The sequence below is a fragment of the Caulifigura coniformis genome, from assembly GCF_007745175.1.
GTDB classification, from domain to species: domain Bacteria; phylum Planctomycetota; class Planctomycetia; order Planctomycetales; family Planctomycetaceae; genus Caulifigura; species Caulifigura coniformis.
This window is the reverse complement of record NZ_CP036271.1, coordinates 1,408,046-1,424,307: the sequence shown is the minus strand read 5'-3', so window position 1 is coordinate 1,424,307 and position 16,262 is coordinate 1,408,046. Positions and strand designations below refer to the sequence as shown.

Below are 16,262 nucleotides of genomic sequence, written 5' to 3'. Positions count from 1 at the left end.
GATTCTCAGAAACAGGCCCTCCGGCGGGGGCGAAGGGGTTTCTCATTGCTGTGCCGGCCGGAGACGCACCTGGATCGTCAACCGAACAAACGGCCAGGCACCGCCTGATTTACTTCACCACCGGCCGTGCCAGGCAGATGCGGAAGCCATCTCGGGAATCGGAGTAGGTCACCGAAGCGATTCCTAATCGAACGGCACACCGCGCGTTGCCCGGCACGTCGTAATAGTTCCCGCCGCGGCAAACCGGGTGAGAAACCGTGCGTTTTTCCGGGTCTTCGTAAAACACCTCTTCGTGACCGCCTTTGGGATCGAAATCATCGATGACGAATTCCCACACGCCGCCGCACATGTCCGCCAACCCGAACCCGTTGCGGCCCTGCGCGCCGTAGTGATCAACGGGCGAGACCATCGCATAACCGTCGAGCCAGGGGAGCTTCGCACCGGGCCAGGCGTAGTCTTTGCCGGGAAGCAGGTCCAGACCCGAAATGTTCAACCGCCCTTTCGCATCGTCGAGATTGCTGCCCCACCAGAAGTAGCTGCTGTCGGTACGGCCGCCGCGACAGGCGTAGTCCCACTCCGCTTCGGTGGGCAATCGGTAAACCAGACCGTCCGGCAATCGATCGGCCGCTTTCTCCCGTTTGGTGAGCCATTCGCAAAACGCGTTCATGTCGTTGTAACTGACGCAGACGACCGGGAAGTCTGCCTGTTCGGGCACGCCGTGGTTGGGATCCCTCCAGCTTTTGTCCGTTCGGTCCACCCAGGGATGCGGTGGCTTTCCCGAGTTCGTGATGTTCGGTTTCCAGTCGCTGTCAAACACCATCGTCTTCCCGCCGGGCTTTTCAGCGTCGGTCACGTATTTGGATTCTTCGATGAAGCGGCGAAACTGCCCCACGGTGACCTCCGTGCGGCCCATCCAGAAACCCTCCTTCACCCGCATCGGCCGGGGGTCGCCTTCAAAAGCCTCTCGAGCGCCGCCACCCGAGGAAAAGAGAGCGCCGCCATCTTGTCCCACCGCCCATTGCTTCTCTTCCGCCGTGCTCCCCGCCACGAAATTGCCGGGCGGGAGATAGACGACTTCGAGCGTCGTCTGCTGGCCCAGGTCGGCCCATTTCGCCGTCCCAGGGGCCACACTGTCGTCCGCCGTCGAAACGGCAGGGGCAGCCCCACAAAGAGCGGCGAGCATCGCGGGCATCAGCCAGCTGATGCAAGGAGAAGTCAGCAAGCGGTTCATAAGACTTTCCGGCGCAAGTCGGGACAAAATACAAGCGACAACCGGCCCCCCGCAGGGGCCGGTGCGACAGCGTTGCCGCAATCCGGCTTCCCAACCCCGGACTCCGTCGACAAGACGTTCAGACGCCGTCCTGTCACCCGGCCGGATCGCCCGGTCGACTCGACGGAACGGCACTTCCAGCCGCCTGCATAAGGCGCGAGTTTCAGCGCGTCCCGGCGAGCTTCAGACGGTTCGCGTAAACCCTCTGCAGCTTGCTCTTTGAGTACATCTGGATGACCTGGCCGTTGAAGGTCAGCCGTCCGTTGTCGTCCTTGGTGATCTGGTCGGCCAGTTCGGGAATGGCCTGCCCGGCGTAGAGCGCGCCATAGGTTTCCGGGTCGACGCCGCTGCCGCTTTCGAGATCGGCCCGGGCGTTGCCGCCCCCTGAAAGGACCAGGAACGAATTCACCCCCTGGGTGATCGCTTCGTAGTTCCCGTCGGTCTTCTGCGAATCGGCCGCCTCGCTGAGTGCGATGATCGCGGCGGAGAGCTTTGCATTGGGCTTGGACAGGGCCTTGTCCTGGGCGGCCGCGGGACGGAAGGGAGACACCCCCGAGGCGCCGGCGAGGTAACCGAGGGTGAGAACTCCGGTGTAGGCCAACGCTGATCGCCAGTGACGCATGATGTCCTCAAGGGGCTGTGAACGGCCGCAGGCTGCGGCCTCCGATGACGGGTTCAGTCACGATACCCGGAGGGCGAGGCGAGACTCAAGGAGCGGCGATCAAAGAGCGGCGCGGCGTTCCCCATGGTGGCGGAATCCGTCTTTCGACGTGACAATGGGTCGGGTTTCGCTGGTCGTTGATCGCATGGGCGATTTGGGCCGGACGAAGGAGTGTCCTCTCTGATGAATGCGGTCCGTTCCGGACCAGTGACGAATGCCCCGAAACTGGACGTTTGCCTTGCATGATTCGGCCGTCATCGGACGGCTGAGCCGTGACCTCGACTGCTCTCCGCTGCTGGCCCAGGTGCTGGCCGCCCGCGGCCTGCTCACGAAAGCGGACGCGACGCTTTTCCTGCAGACGCGGCTCGTCGATCTGCACGACCCGAACCTGCTCCCCGGCGCAAGTGAGGCGGCCGACAGGATCCTCGCGGCGATGAACGCCGGCCGGCGGATCACCATCTACGGCGACTACGACGTCGACGGCGTGACGGCGACCAGCATCCTTTATCGCTGCCTGAAGCTGGCCGGCGCGAAGGTCGACTACTACATCCCCTGCCGGTTCGAGGAAGGCTACGGGCTGAACCTCGAAGCGGTGCGGAAACTCTCCGCGGAGGATCCGACGCGGCTGGTGGTGACGGTCGACTGCGGCATCTGCAGCCTGCTGGAAGCGGGCCTCGCGAAAGAGCTGAACCTCGAGCTGATCGTCACCGACCACCACCACATGACCGATTCGCTGCCGTGCGCGGCGACGGTGGTTCATCCGCGACGTCCGGGGAGCGAGTACCCGTTCCCCGAACTGTGCGGCGCGGGAGTGGCCTTCAAGCTGGCGTGGGCGATTTGCCAGCGGATGGGAACGGACGGCAAGGCGCCGCCGCGGCTGCGCGAGTTCCTGATGCAGGCCGTCGGAATGGCCGCGATGGGAACCGTGGCCGACGTCGTTCCCCTGCGTGGCGAGAACCGGGTTCTCGTCGCCTACGGACTGCAGGCAATGCTCGAACGGCCGACCGTCGGTCTCGAGATGCTGTTGAAGATCTGCGAGCTGCATGAGAAGAAGTCGCTGACGGCGGAGGACATTGGGTTCGCCATCGGGCCCCGACTGAATGCCGCAGGCCGTCTCGGCCAGGCACGGCTCGCCGTGGAACTGCTGACGACCGAAGACCGCTCACGGGCGGCCCAGCTCACGGCCTATATCGACCAACTCAACAAGGACCGCCAGACCGTCGAACGGCGGATGTTCAAGCAGGCGAAGGAACTCGTCGAAGCGAACGAGCAGTGGCTGTCGCATCCGGCGCTCGTCCTGCCGAGCACCGACTGGCACGCGGGCGTAATGGGGATCGTCGCCAACCGGATCGCCGAACACTTCACCCGGCCGACGATCATGTTGAAGGTGAATGAGGCCGCCGGCACGGCCCACGGGTCGGGCCGGTCGTTCGGTGGCTTCGACCTCCACGCGGCCCTCGGCGCCTGTGCCGAACTCCTGGAAGGCTTCGGCGGCCACAGCTTTGCCGCGGGGGTGCGCCTGGCGAAGTCGAATGTCGATGCGTTTCGCGAGAAGCTGGCGTCGGTCGCGATCGATTACTTCGTCGAGGGGGTCGAGGAACCGGCGCTGGACGTGGATGCCGAAGTCACGCTGGCCGACCTCACTCCACGGGCCGTTCGCGAACTCGATCGCCTGGGCCCGTATGGAGCCGAACATCGCCGGCCGGTGTTTGCGATCAACCGGCTCGACCTTGTGGAACCACCCAAGAAGTTCGGCGGCGGAGAACGCCACCTGTCGCTGCGGGTGCGTCAGAACGGCAAGGTGCTGCGGGCCGTGGCGTTCGGCCGGGCGGAATGGGCCGACGAAATCGCCGCCGCCGGCGACTCTCCGATCTCCCTCTGCTTCCAGCCTCAGATGAATGAGTTCCGTGGGTTTGAAACGGTGGAACTGCACCTGGTGGACTGGAAGCCGGCGGACAAGGCAGTCGCACCCGCGGTGAGCGCCTAGTTCGACCTACTTCAGCTGTGCCTGCCACGATTGTGGAGCAGTTGTGCGTACCAAAATCTTAGCCATCGTGAGCCGTGTGTTCAGCGAGATGGCATTTGGCGAACTGTTCAGTGTGTGGCTTATCTTCACTGCGATCATCACCTATCACCGCGGATTTATGGCCTTTGTCGTCAGCAGTGGAATCTATCTAACACTCTTCATGGGCCTGCTCGCCACTGGCCACTTATTGTCTCGATCTGATCCGCCGGAATAGCCGCCTAGTTACTCCTCGTCTCGCGACGGCCGTTCTAACCCGTAGCGCTTCAGCCGGCGGTCGAGCGTCGTCCGCTCGATATCCAGCAGTCGGGCCGCGTTCGACTTGTTCCATTTGCAGTGCTCGAGCACGGCGTGGATGTAGAGCTTGTCGATCTCGTCGAGCGTGGCCCCTTCTTCGGCGAGGTCGAACCAGATCCGGTTCGGATCGATGGGGGGCGGCGCCGGCGAGGCGGATCGCGGGCCGGGTTCCGTCGGCCGCTCGGTCACGGTGTCCGAACGGGGCGTCGCCGGTCGGGCCTGCGTCTCTCCGGGCAGCGGGCTCTGGAGATTTGCCTCGATGTGGCTGAGGGTGATGTCGGCCGGTGTGAGCACTTCGTGATCGGTGAGGATCACCGCACGCTCAATCACGTTGCGAAGCTCGCGCACATTGCCCGGCCAGGGATGCCGTTTCAGCAGTTCCATCGCCTCGCGGTTCAGTCCCTTCACGCGAACCCGTGACTTCCGCCCGAACCGCTCAAGGAAGTGCTGCGTAATCGCGGGGATGTCCTCCGGATGCTCGCGGAGCGGCGGGGCCACCACCTCGATCACCTGCAGGCGGAAGAAGAGGTCCTGCCGGAACTTTCCTTCGCGCACGGCCATCTCGAGATTGCGGTTCGTCGCCGTGACGACGCGGACATCCACGTTGATGGCCTTGTCGCCGCCGACCCGTTCGAACGGGTTGCCTTCGAGAACCCGAAGGAACTTCGACTGAATATCGGGCGACATCTCTCCGACTTCGTCGAGGAAGATCGTCCCCATGTGGGCCTGTTCGAACTTCCCTGCCTTCTGGGCGCTCGCTCCGGTGAAGGCCCCTTTCTCGTGTCCGAACAGCTCGCTTTCGAGAAGGGTTTCCGTCAGCGCCGCGCAGTTGACGCACACGAACGGCCCCGTCTTGCGGGCGCTGTTGAAGTGCACGGCCCGGGCGACCAGTTCTTTTCCGACGCCGCTTTCCCCGCGGATCATGACCGTGGCATCGGTTGGCGCGACGCGGGCGATCGCGTTCCGCACCTTGTCGAGCAGCGGACTGCGGCCGACGAGTTCGGTTTCCACCGCCAGCTGCTGCCGCAGTTCCTGAAACTGGCTTTCGACGCGCGACAGCCCGACGGCCAACTGCTCGCGTTCGCGGACCGCCTCGAGGACGCTCGCAAACTGATCGGCCACGGCGAGAGTGAACTCGAGGCAGTCGGCATCGAGCGCCCGCCCTTCGGCAGTCACGTACAGGTGAATCAGTCCGACGACCACGCCCTTGTGGCGCACCGGGGCGCAGATGGCGCTGCGGGCGGCGAGGCTGGTGATGCTGTCGCGCGCCATGAGCAGCGAGTTCTCGGCGATGTCGTGCGCGAGAATCGCTTCGCAGTCGTGCAGCACGATGTCGGACAGGTACTTGGAAAACCCCGTATTCTCCCCGCCGCGGGCGGAGATCAGCCGGAGTGCGGACGAGTCGGTTCCTCCCGCCATGCTGGGGAACAGCAGGATGCCCCCGACATCGGAGTTCGTCCCTTTCATCACGCCTTCCAGGACACAGTCGGCCAGAGCGACGGTATCGACCGCCGCGTTCATGGCGCGGGCGAGCTGGAACAGGTCCGATGCGCCGGGGCCTTCCTGCGCGACGCGGCGAGGGCGATCGAACTGCGTTCCGGCCTTGCGCTCGATGATGGCGTACGGATCGCTGGGGGTGATGGAGTTCGACGTCGCTAGGTCGGGATGAACGTCGGTCAGAACGAGCTGGCAGGTTCCAAGGGAAATCGTCTGGCCCAGTTCGAGTTCCCAGTCGGACGAGATGCGCTGCCCGTCAACGACGACGCCGTTCCGGCTGTCGAGGTCGCGGAGGAACCACCGGTTCTCACGGCCGTAGATCTCGCAGTGCTGCCGGCTGCATTTGGGGTCGGGGATGACGATGCGGTTTCCCGGACTGCGACCGATCGTCAGCCGGGTGCCGGGAATGAGGTCGACGACTTCGAGCCGGGCCGGTCCGCGCTGGACGACAAGGTAGTTGACGACCGGAGACACGGTGTCAACCCGGGTGAGTTCATTGGATTCCATGGCGGTTGATTATTTCCGGGGGCGTCGGGCCGGTCGAGGGACGTCTCCAAAACGGTGCTGTGCCGGGGCAAAAGTCGGTCTTTCCGCAGTCGGGGCGGGTTGGATAGAGTCCGCCGCCGCAAACTGCGGCATTCCGTCGCCGGCGAAGCCATCGACCGGCGCGGAACACTACGTTCAGGGACGAACACATGCGCTGGACCGCTTCCGCGATTGGATTCGCATCCGCCTTCGGCCTCGCCTGGGGCACGCTCGCGAACGAGCCTGCGCCGCCCTCCCCCACGAAATACCTGACCCGCTGGGCCAGCCTGTCGAAGACCGTCCGTGAAGCGGATCTCGACCAGTACACCGATCGCTACGGCGACGAATATCCGGACTCGGTCCTCAAATACATGGCGGCGTTCTTCGGCCCGGTCGAACAGGCCGGGCTGGAAACGGCGTTCCGCTGGAGCGTGATCGAAGAGCGCGAAGGGGAAGTGCGGCTGCGGGCGACTCCCCGCTCGCACGATGCCCTGGCGACCAGCCCGCTGGCGTCCCAGGCCTCCTCCGCTTCGGCGCGGGTGATGCCCCCTCTCGCGTCCCCCGAACAGGCCGGCGCCATGCTCGCCTTTGACGTGGTTCTCGACACCGAGTTCCACAGTCCCCGGCTCGTCACCTGGCTGGGCGCCGGTCCCGATCTGCCGCGCGAGGCCGTGTCGAAGCTCTACCCGATGGACGAAGTGGACAGCCCCCGGATGTTTCGCGGCGGCTTCCTGAGTCGCAGCGAAGGGGACGGGGTCGAACAAGCTTCGGCGAGCATGCTCAATGCCGAACTCGATGCGGCCGCCACGCCGGCGGTCCTCGAGGTCCTGTCCCGCTGGGAACAGGCCACGATGGCGCTGAAATCGGTCGAGATCAACTTCAAGCGGTTCGATCGCGATTCCGTGTTCGAAGTCGAAACCCGCGGTGTCGGCAAGTTCATCTACGTGGCGCCGAACAAGGGGCTCTACACGCTGAAAGGGGCCCCGGTCGTCGAGCGCGCGGAAGGACCTTCCACAGCCACCGGCGGCAAGATGGCCGTCGCGGCTGCCAAGCCGCAGCTCTACTGGTGGAGCGGCGAGAATGTCACGATTGTCGACGAACGCGAAAAGACCTACGACACACTGCCGATTCCGAAGCGGATGAGCGAAAACATCCAGACGGTCGGCTCGTGGGACGTGATCTGGCAGGTGCTGGCCGGGCCGCAGAAGGCGCTTCCCGCCGTTGTCGACCTGCGGGCCGAAAAGATGCTCAACCGGTTTGAATGGAGCGTCGAGGAAAACAGCGACACGCAGATTCACCTCGAGGGCGTTCCGCGGACCTCCCAGGACCGAAGGCACATCAAACAGCTGAGCGTGATGCTCGATCCGAAGACCTATCGAACGACCGCGACCCGGCTCGTCGATCCTTCCGGCTCTCGTGAGACGATTCACCGCTTCGAATACGTAAAGGTGAACGACGCCTCCCTCGATGACCAGACGGCGTGGAAGCCGGAACTCGCGGCGCTGTCGCCGCTCGGCCCGCCGCCCCTCGCGCCGGCGGTCGAGGAACTTCCCGGCGCCCCGCCGCCGCAGTAACGCCGCTTCGGGGCCGCCACGTCGGTTGGCAGGTGACATTCGGGAGTGGGGCCGCGTCGAATCGACCGGCCCCGCCTCGTTTCACGACCAGCCCGGGTCGCGTTACTTCGCTTCGATCCGGATCACGTTCCCTTGCACACGAGCCGCCGTCTGCGTGGCGAAGTCGGTGACCGATTTCTGTGTGCGATCCCCCGTTTCGACGACGACGGGCGCGTGTCCGCCCGCCAGGGCAACGGCGACGGGGACATCCAGCACTCGCAGGACGTTCAGCAGCGTCGGCCCTTCGGCATGAGTCGAGGGAAGCCCCGCCAGCGTGACTCCCTCAGTCGGCGGCTCATACAGCGAGGCGTAGAGCGTCCAGACCGAGGCGTCCCCGGTCCCGAGGAGCCGCACCGGGCGTCCCTGCAGGCCGCCCAACGAGCGGGCGGCCTTGAGGGCGCAGCGAACGTCCCATGTCCGCATTCCATCGTCGGTCTGGCCGAGCAGGGCGAACCGGCGACGGAGGTGGGCCCGGGGAAGCGGAGTGCGCGTCCACTCGGTTGGACCGATTCCCCGCGGCGCGCTGAACACCAGCGTCGAGCCAGGCGCTTCGAGCAGTCCTTTCCACCGCTGTGCGAGTGCCGCGTTGGCGGTTCCGCTGCCCATCATTCCGAGGACGGGAAACATTTCACCCAGCCACGCCTGTAGTGCCGGCCAGCCCTGGTCGTCGACCGGGATGACGGTTGCGGGGCCTTTCTGTTCGCCGTGGCTGACCACCCACAGCGGCAGGCGGTACGGGAGCTGGCTCGTGAACTCGTACTTCTCGATCCGCATGCCGTTGCGCGTTGACTCCGAAACGAGCTTCACCTCGAGTTCGGCTGCGGTCGGCTCATGGTCGGGCCAGCCGCGAAAGACCTTGTCGTCCAGCCCTTCGCGAAGCCGGCTGGCGAGGCTGGTCCACTCCTCTTTTCCGGCCGGGACCGCTGGCGTCGCGGCCAGCGGAACGAAGACTTCATCGATCCGGGTGTTGATTTCGTCTTTAGGAAGCTGGTCGAAGACCCGCAGTTCCTCCGGCTGGAAGAACTTCACCGCCACATCCTCGATCGGCGTTTCCTCGCCTTTCAGGAATCGGTTCATCCAGACGAAGGCGTGGATGTGCAGTTCCTGGGTGTCTTTGTGCGGCCCTTCGGTGATCTGCAGCCCGAGGTTCTTCTCGGCCTTGAGGGCGGCATAGACGCCCCGCGTTTTCATGTAGACGTCGAACACGCCGTCGACCGGGAAGATCCGGTCCTTGTCCGTGTTCGAAATCAGCAGGGGCTTCGGGGCGAACAGGCCGGGAATCATGGAGTAGTCCCAGCGGTAGGTGTTGCACTGGAACATGCAGTCGCAGTGCCCGGTAATCACGCCATCGACCACGTGGTTCTGCAGGGAGGTGATTCCGGCCACCGGAACCGCTGCCTGGATGCGGTCGTCGATCCCCGCGATCCACCAGCTGTAGGCGCCGCCGCCGGAGCGGCCGGTGACGCCGATTTTCTGTGCGTCGACTTCCGGCCGCGTTTCCAGGTAGTCGAGCGCCCGGATGCAGTTCCAGGCCTCGACACCGGCTGGCGTATATCCGCGGGGGAGCCACCACCAGCGGTTTTCACGGAAGGTGCCATGATGAATGCCCGGGATTTCCCCGAGCTGCAGGGTGTCGAAGGTGAGGCAGACGAATCCGTTCCGGGCGAACCATCCACCATGATGCTGGTAGCCGGCCTTGTTTCCGAAACTGATGTCATTTTTCTTCTGCACCGAGTGTCCGCAGACATACAGGACTGTCGGAGCTTTCCCCTTCAGGTTCCTGGGGATGTACAGGTTGGCCGTGACATACAGGCCGGGTGACGACTGGAAGTGGAGCTTCTCGACCGTGAACTCCGGGTGATTGATGGTCCCGGTGACGACGGCATTCAGCGGCGTCTTCTCGGGGAGCGGATCAATGCCGAGCATGTCCCTCAGCTGCCGGCGTCGTTCCTGGCGGACCTTCGGATCGACCAGGTCGGGGACGTGGTCGGCCGTCTCCCGGGTCAGCCGGCCTGTTTCGAGCCGGAAATATTCGGCGACCAGGGCGTCGCCGTTCGACGAGTCGAACGGCTTTTCGGCGGCCTGTGAAAGGGAGGGACTCAACAGGCAGCAGGCGACGACGACTCGAAGCAGCATGGCGGGACCTCTTCGTTCGCGGAGAACTCGGTGGGACAATGACAATAAACAGGGGGCTCCACCGATGCACGCCAGAGGCTCTGACCGACCGAGCCCGCGCGCAACCCCGGCCGTGATGATGGAGGAGCCATGGACGCCATCACCACCAATCCGTCAGATGCCCGAATTCCGCCGGCCGGACCCCCGGAGCGGCCGATCCCGGGCGGGGACTGGCGGCTTCCGCCGGGACGGCCGGGGAATCATGCCCGTTTCCCGGTGGATTTCGGTGGATTTCCGGCTGGATGAACGGCCGAAGGCGGCCAACAATCCGCGTTTGCGTCCGGCGGGTCTGAGATGTACACTGCCTCGCTTCGATTCGGGTTCCAGGCGGTACAGGTGATTTCGTGAGTATTGATAGCAGTCTTCGTGGCAAGGGACGTCTCGCTCGGTCGCGCAATGTTCTGAAGCGCGAGGAACGCATCGCATTCTTGAAGGCCGAAGACCGTTGGGCCGGGACCGAAAGCGCATTCGGCCTGCCGAAGATCCGCGTCGTGAAGTCGGCGATCGGCAAGAAAAAGAAGAAGAAGACCGAAGAAGAAGGCGACGCGGGCGCCAAGGGCAAGGGAGCCAAGGCGGCTCCGGCTGCCAAGGCCGCCGCGAAGAAGTAAGTGGCCTGAGCGGTCACGCTGCCGTCAGGAGGACGCCGGTCGCGATCTGTGCGCGACCTCGGGCAGGGAGGGCGAGCATGCTGCAGCGATTGCGCTACGCGCTCGGGACGCCCGTTCGTGCGAAAGCGCGGCGCAATCGTGCCGCTTTTCTCGCAGCGCTTCAGGATTGCCGCGCCTGCCAGGAACAGACGCTCGCCAGGCTGCTCCGGCTGCATGCAGGGAGCGCCTTCTCACGCGATCATGGGCTGGATGGCGTTTCGACCGTCGCCGAGTTCCGGCGGCGGATCGGCATTTCCGACTACGAGCGGGCCCGGCCTTACGTCGAGCGCATGAAGCGGGGCGAGTTCAGCGCCCTGCTCGGCCCGGGGCAGAAGCCGCTCATGTTCGCGATGAGCAGCGGGACGACGGCCGAGCCCAAATACATCCCCATCACCCGCCAGTACCTCGCGGATTACCGCAGGGGCTGGCAGGCCTGGGGGATCGACATCTACCAGAACTATCCGCGGATGCACTGGCTGCACATCCTGCAGCTTGCCAGCAACTTCGACAAAAGCCGCACCGAGGCCGGCACCCCCTGCGGCAACATCACCGGGTTCGTCCAGCACATTCAGAACCCGATTGTGCAGTCGATGTACTCGGTCCCGCGGGGCGTCGTGCGGATCGCGGACCCGGACGCGAAGTACTACGCCACCCTCCGCTTTGCCCTGGCCGACCCCATCGTCGGCATGGCCATGACGGCCAATCCGAGCACGCTGATCCAGCTTGGTGAGTTGACCGCGAAACACCAGGCATCGCTGATCCGCGACATTGCGGACGGCACGCTGACCTCTCCATCCCCGATTCCCCCGGAGATCCTCCGCACCCTGAGGCTGCGAAAAGATCCCGCACGGGCCAGGGCACTCGAGGCCGCCGCGTCGAAGAACGGGCGACTGACCCTGCACGCCGCCTGGCCTGATATGCAGGTTCTCGCCGTCTGGACCGCAGGCAGCGCGGCCGCCTATCTCCCGCGTCTTCGCGAGCAGTTTCCCGGCGTCACGATCCGCGATCACGGCCTCTCCGCCAGCGAAGCCCGCATGTCGCTCACGCTGGGGGACGAAACCCGCTCCGCGCCGCTCGACGTGACGAGTCACTTCTTCGAGTTCATTCCCGAAGAGGAAATCGATTCCACCCAGCCCACAGTGCTGCTGGCCCATGAACTCGAGGTCGGCCGGAACTACTTCATCCTGCTGACGACCTCGTGCGGCCTCTACCGGTACGACATCCGCGACGTTGTGCGGGTGAACGGCGTTGAAGGAACGACGCCGTTGATCGAGTTCCTCCACAAGGGGGCTCACATTTCGAACCTGACCGGGGAGAAGATCACCGAGAGTCAGACGGTTTCGGCCGTCACGGGGGCGTGTACGACGCTGGGCCTGCGGCTGACGGCCTTCACGCTGACTCCCGTCTGGGGGGACCCGCCGGGCTACCAGCTGCTCGTCGAAGCGGGTGAGGTCCCTGAGGACCTGACCACGCGACTGGGAGAATCTGTCGACCGGAATCTCGCAGAGGTCAACTGCGAGTACGACGAGAAGCGCCGAACCGGCCGCCTGCTGGCGATTCGCGTCGTCGACGTGCGGCCTGGAACGTGGGCTGCGCTCGTGCGGGAGAGGCAGTCGAGGCCATCGGGGAGCCTCGAGCAGTACAAGCATCCCTGCCTGGCGCCGGACATGGCGTTCAAGGATCGACTTCTCTCGTTGATGGGGGCCGGCGACCCTTCGCGAGCGGCATAGGCCGGACAACCGGCAGACTTCACGCTGCCTTGCCTGTTTTTGCAGTCTTCGCTGTTGACGCAAAGTGGCCAGACTCTCAACTGGCCGATTCTCTTAGTGTCCAGCAGTCGCCTCGAACGCGAGACGCCGGGAACCGGCGGTCAGCGAGCGGGCCAGAGCCCGACGGGGCCGGCGACTGCGGGCCGTAGTGTCGTCATTCACCCAGCAATTCGAGGGACCGAAGCCGCGGTGTTCCCGCCGGCCCGGCAACAGGAGATTCAGCCATGCTCGTTCTGTCACGTCACCGCGATGAAAGCATCATGATTGGCGACGATATCGTGATCACGATCGTCGACATCCGCGGGGATAAGGTGCGTCTCGGGATCCAGGCCCCGACGCATGTGCCGGTCCACCGCCAGGAAGTGTACGAAGCGATCAAGCGGGAAGGATCGCTGCGGCAGACCGTCGAAGTCGCCGTTCGCTGAGGCTGGTCGACGCTCCCCCCGCGTCGACACCCGGCCGCTGCAGAGGCCGGGTTGGCGAGTCGGGGAGCGGCGGGGAGATCCCGCGTTGACCTCTCGAAACGAGAGGCCTACTGTCCGGCCCACGAATTCTGAGGCCAGGGACGGCGCCATGCTCCAACGACGCGGATTTCTCACCGCCATGCTCGGCATTCTCGCCGGTTGCGGGAGGCCGCCTGAGCCGGCCGTGCCCAAGAGCGTGACGCTGACCACCGACGGGCATCTGACCGAACACGACGTGCGCGTGTTTCTCGAGATCGTCAGTCGGCTTCCCGGCCAGAAACCGCCGGCGTTTCAACCGGCCTCGGAACTCGACCTGTCTTTCGCCACGGGGGCCCAGAGCCTGGTGGACCGCTGGCAGGCGGAGTTCCGCTCGTCCTCCAGCCCGCAGACACAGGCCCGGTTCTGGAAACGCGACACGGGCGTGCGCAGCGCGCTCAGCGATTGTGGCGTCGCCCCGGAAGAATTCGCGTCGCTGCTCGTCCGACTGTCCGCGGCCGTCGTTCGAGAATCGGTCGATCCGAATGTCGATCTTGCAGCGTTCGGCGAACAGGCCGATCGTACGATTGCATCGCTCTGCAGCGAGTTTGACGGCCTCGACCGCAATCCGCGGCTGTCGCCATCAGTTCGCAATGCGCGGGCCGATCTCCTCTCGGCGATGCTGAAGGAAGCCGTCGCCTACCGCGAATTCCTGCGGATCCTGGAGAGCATCTCCGCCGAGAGCGTGGCCGCGGTGGCCCGGCATCGCGACGTCCTGCGTCCCCTGATGCCCGCGACCGAATCCACCCTGGCCTTCGAGAAGAAGCTGCAATCGCAATCGCAAATTCTCCGCGCGAGCCACGAGTTGCCGGCCCGGCCGAGCACTCCCAAAAAGCGGTGAGTAGGGGCCATAAAAAAGGCCGCTCCGGGGAAAGCCGGAGCGGCCTGATCTCGTCTGGTGGGGGGCGGAAATCAGGGCCCCATCGGGATGGCCGGGCGACGGTTCTTCTTGTTCCGGCTGGAGAGCGGGCTGAGGCCGCGTCCACTCATTCCGTATCCCCCCTCGTACATCATTTCACCAGCCACGCCTGCTTCGGCGCTACCGGCGGCGAGCGGGTCGGTGGCCGCATTCTGCGATTCCTTCAGGTTCTTCCAGTACTCGTTCTGGAGTTCCAGATTGCGTTTCGAGGCCTGCTCTGCGGCACGGGAGACGGAGGGATCCAGGATCGAGACGCCGCCTTCTGACAGCGCTACGAGCACCTGCTCGGGCAGCATCAGATCGCCGCGACTTCCGCCGACCGCCTTCACGTCCGGATGGGCAGAGGCTTCCAGCTGAACATCGGGCTGGGCATCGACGACATAGTCGGTCGACTGGAACGCGTATTCCTTTGTTTCAAAGCTGGCCTTCGCCGGGTCGAGCACGTCGATGCGCGCCTTGCCGCTGATCGTCTGGCCGAGCTTGACGTTCAGGACTGCCTGCTGCAGCGAACCGAGCTTCGCATCCCACTGGAACACGTTGAGCTGGGGAGTGGGGTAGGCCGTACCGGGCGCCGAGCGGACATCCGTGACGAACGTCTGCTGGTCCTTCTGCACCATTTCCGGCGTGGTGGGTTCGCACCAGTCGGAGGTGCGCGTTTCGCCCGTGACCACGGTGGTGTCGCCACCGGCGGCCTCGGCGCTGCGGCCGAAGTTCGGATTCCTGAAGACCAGCCGTGCCCGGTAGCGGTACGTCTTGCCGGGCTCGACGCTGAAATCGATATAGCGGAACAGGAGGAGTTCGCCGGCTGCGGTGACCACCTTGTCGACATAGTCGGCAAGTTCCTTGGCGAGGTCCTTGTCTTTCATGTTCAGCAGTTCTTCGATCGACTTGACCTTCGGAGCGGGCTTGCCGGTTCCGGGAGCTCCGATGGTTCCGCCGCCGGCGCCATAGGGCGACATGCCGCCCATTTCCGCCCCCATTCCTCCGCCCATCGACATTTCGGGCATCGCGTAACCGCCCATTCCACCGAGTCCACCGCCGTAGGCGCCTCCGCCCATGACGGCGCCGGTCAGCTGGCTTCCGCTGATGACGAGGTTCGACCAACCGGCCTTCTGGGCCGGCGGTGGGGGCAGCTCTTTCTTGAGCTCTTCGAGCCTGCGAAGGGCCTCCTGCTGGAAGCGGACTTCCTGCTGGATCTGCTCTGGGGTGAGCGTGAATTTCTCGATGCGGGGATGCGTGACGTCTTTCATCCACTGTCCGGAGACGCGTGCCGGAAGAGGCATGGTCATCGCCGGGTCGGTGAGCGAGGTGTAGACGACGTCGGGCTCAAGTCCGACGGACATCTTCGTCAGCACGTCGGCCGAGGTGTTGATATCCACCGGCTCCCAGGGGCCGCCCCACGGATCGCCGCTTTCCTGTTTCGTCTGGCGTTCGATCTGGTAGTCGAGGATTTCGAGGTTGATGCCACCCTGCTGCGGCTGGACGTTCGTGGCCTCGGCAACCTTGTAGATCTGCTCACGGAGCGGAAACACGGCGCGGACCGAGATGTAGTGGAATCCGCGTCCGGTCTGACCAGCCGGCAGTCCGCCGCCAGCCGCGCCGGGCATTCCCATTCCTTCCATCATGCCGGCGGCATACGGGTCGCCAGGCATGGCTTCGGGGGTCGCGGCTGCTCCGCGTCCTCTGCGGCCTCGTCCCGCGGGGCCTCCGGGCGTCAGGCCTTCAGCGCCTGGCACCATTCCCGGGGCCATTCCGGGCGTCACACCTTCGGCCCCGATGCCGCCGAGCGCCTGCGTGGGGCGCTGCCGGAATTCATCCGGGATGTTGTCATCCATCGGGTTCCTGCCGCCGGGAAGCGTTCCGGTCGGAAGGGGCTTGCCATCGGGGCCGAGCCCCTGCTGGAAGAGTTCCATTTCCTTCTGGTATTCCTCGTCCACGACGGCGAGCAGAACGCGGCCGCCATTGGCGATCGGCGCCTCGAGCTTCATCCATTCGGGATTCTTGAGAGGCGCCGTCTGCTCGTAGGGACTGCGGGCGAACTTCTGGGTGAGCATGAACTCAGAAAGCGGCATCGCGTTGCCGATATGCGCGGCGACAATGGCCTTCGGTTCATCTTCGGGTTTGATGGTGAACTGGGTCGCTTCTTCTTCCGGCCATTGCGCGGGGACCCATTTGGCTTCGGCTTCGCTCACCTTCTGGGTGATCGCGCCGGGGGTGCCGTCGTAGGGGACCCAATCGGTGCCGGCGAGACCCGCCAGGACGATGAGCGCCACGACCGCCATGCCGATCTTTTCGCCATGATTGATCAAGAGCTTCTTGATTTTGCCCATCGCACTCTCCTTGGTCGTCCGCTACGCAGGTGACTT

Annotated in this window: 12 protein-coding genes; 7 read left to right on the top strand and 5 right to left on the bottom strand. The window is 64.8% G+C overall.

What is annotated here, in order from left to right; genetic code table 11:
• Nucleotides 1-109: 109 nt before the first annotated feature.
• Together Pan44_RS05670 and Pan44_RS05665 are read right to left on the bottom strand one after the other, a co-directional pair.
• Nucleotides 110-1,231, bottom strand: coding sequence for a formylglycine-generating enzyme family protein (locus tag Pan44_RS05670; RefSeq protein WP_145028114.1), 1,122 nt, complete (start codon nucleotides 1,229-1,231; stop codon nucleotides 110-112).
• A 202-nt stretch (nucleotides 1,232-1,433) separates the two neighbouring features.
• Nucleotides 1,434-1,892, bottom strand: a complete 459-nt coding sequence (locus Pan44_RS05665; protein ID WP_145028112.1) for a hypothetical protein — start codon at nucleotides 1,890-1,892, stop codon at nucleotides 1,434-1,436.
• A gap of 253 nt (nucleotides 1,893-2,145) precedes the next feature.
• On the opposite strand from Pan44_RS05665, the gene recJ reads away from it, so the two are divergent.
• On the top strand, nucleotides 2,146-3,918 hold the full coding sequence (gene recJ / locus Pan44_RS05660) for a single-stranded-DNA-specific exonuclease RecJ (RefSeq protein ID WP_145028110.1): 1,773 nt from the start codon (nucleotides 2,146-2,148) through the stop codon (nucleotides 3,916-3,918).
• Nucleotides 3,919-3,961: 43 nt separating this feature from the next.
• Nucleotides 3,962-4,171: a hypothetical protein gene (locus Pan44_RS05655; RefSeq protein ID WP_145028108.1), complete on the top strand. Its 210-nt coding sequence runs from the start codon at nucleotides 3,962-3,964 to the stop codon at nucleotides 4,169-4,171.
• Between the two features lie 8 nt (nucleotides 4,172-4,179).
• On the opposite strand, the gene Pan44_RS05650 is transcribed toward Pan44_RS05655, so the two are convergent.
• On the bottom strand, nucleotides 4,180-6,222 hold the full coding sequence (locus Pan44_RS05650) for a sigma 54-interacting transcriptional regulator (RefSeq protein ID WP_197453887.1): 2,043 nt from the start codon (nucleotides 6,220-6,222) through the stop codon (nucleotides 4,180-4,182).
• A gap of 221 nt (nucleotides 6,223-6,443) precedes the next feature.
• On the opposite strand from Pan44_RS05650, the gene Pan44_RS05645 reads away from it, so the two are divergent.
• On the top strand, nucleotides 6,444-7,847 hold the full coding sequence (locus tag Pan44_RS05645; protein ID WP_145028103.1) for a hypothetical protein: 1,404 nt from the start codon (nucleotides 6,444-6,446) through the stop codon (nucleotides 7,845-7,847).
• A 102-nt stretch (nucleotides 7,848-7,949) separates the two neighbouring features.
• Here the strand turns inward: Pan44_RS05645 and Pan44_RS05640 are convergent, their stop codons facing one another.
• Entirely contained in the window at nucleotides 7,950-10,022 is a 2,073-nt protein-coding gene (locus tag Pan44_RS05640) for an alpha/beta hydrolase family protein (RefSeq protein WP_145028101.1), read from the bottom strand.
• 383 nt (nucleotides 10,023-10,405) lie between these two features.
• Between Pan44_RS05640 and Pan44_RS05635 the strand changes: the two genes are divergently transcribed.
• The 4 genes from Pan44_RS05635 to Pan44_RS05620 all read left to right on the top strand — a co-directional run bounded on the left by Pan44_RS05635 (nucleotide 10,406) and on the right by Pan44_RS05620 (nucleotide 13,818).
• Nucleotides 10,406-10,669: a small basic protein gene (locus tag Pan44_RS05635; protein ID WP_145028099.1), complete on the top strand. Its 264-nt coding sequence runs from the start codon at nucleotides 10,406-10,408 to the stop codon at nucleotides 10,667-10,669.
• A gap of 77 nt (nucleotides 10,670-10,746) precedes the next feature.
• Complete coding sequence (locus Pan44_RS05630; RefSeq protein ID WP_145028097.1) at nucleotides 10,747-12,438, top strand: GH3 auxin-responsive promoter family protein; 1,692 nt, start codon at nucleotides 10,747-10,749, stop codon at nucleotides 12,436-12,438.
• A 263-nt stretch (nucleotides 12,439-12,701) separates the two neighbouring features.
• Nucleotides 12,702-12,902 carry a carbon storage regulator CsrA gene (gene csrA / locus Pan44_RS05625; protein ID WP_145028095.1) on the top strand — a complete coding sequence of 67 codons (201 nt, stop codon included), beginning with the start codon at nucleotides 12,702-12,704 and terminating at the stop codon, nucleotides 12,900-12,902.
• Nucleotides 12,903-13,050: 148 nt separating this feature from the next.
• Complete coding sequence (locus tag Pan44_RS05620; protein WP_145028093.1) at nucleotides 13,051-13,818, top strand: hypothetical protein; 768 nt, start codon at nucleotides 13,051-13,053, stop codon at nucleotides 13,816-13,818.
• A 71-nt stretch (nucleotides 13,819-13,889) separates the two neighbouring features.
• Here Pan44_RS05620 and Pan44_RS28065 read toward each other — a convergent pair whose 3' ends face one another.
• Nucleotides 13,890-16,226: a hypothetical protein gene (locus Pan44_RS28065; RefSeq protein ID WP_145028090.1), complete on the bottom strand. Its 2,337-nt coding sequence runs from the start codon at nucleotides 16,224-16,226 to the stop codon at nucleotides 13,890-13,892.
• Nucleotides 16,227-16,262 lie beyond the last annotated feature (36 nt).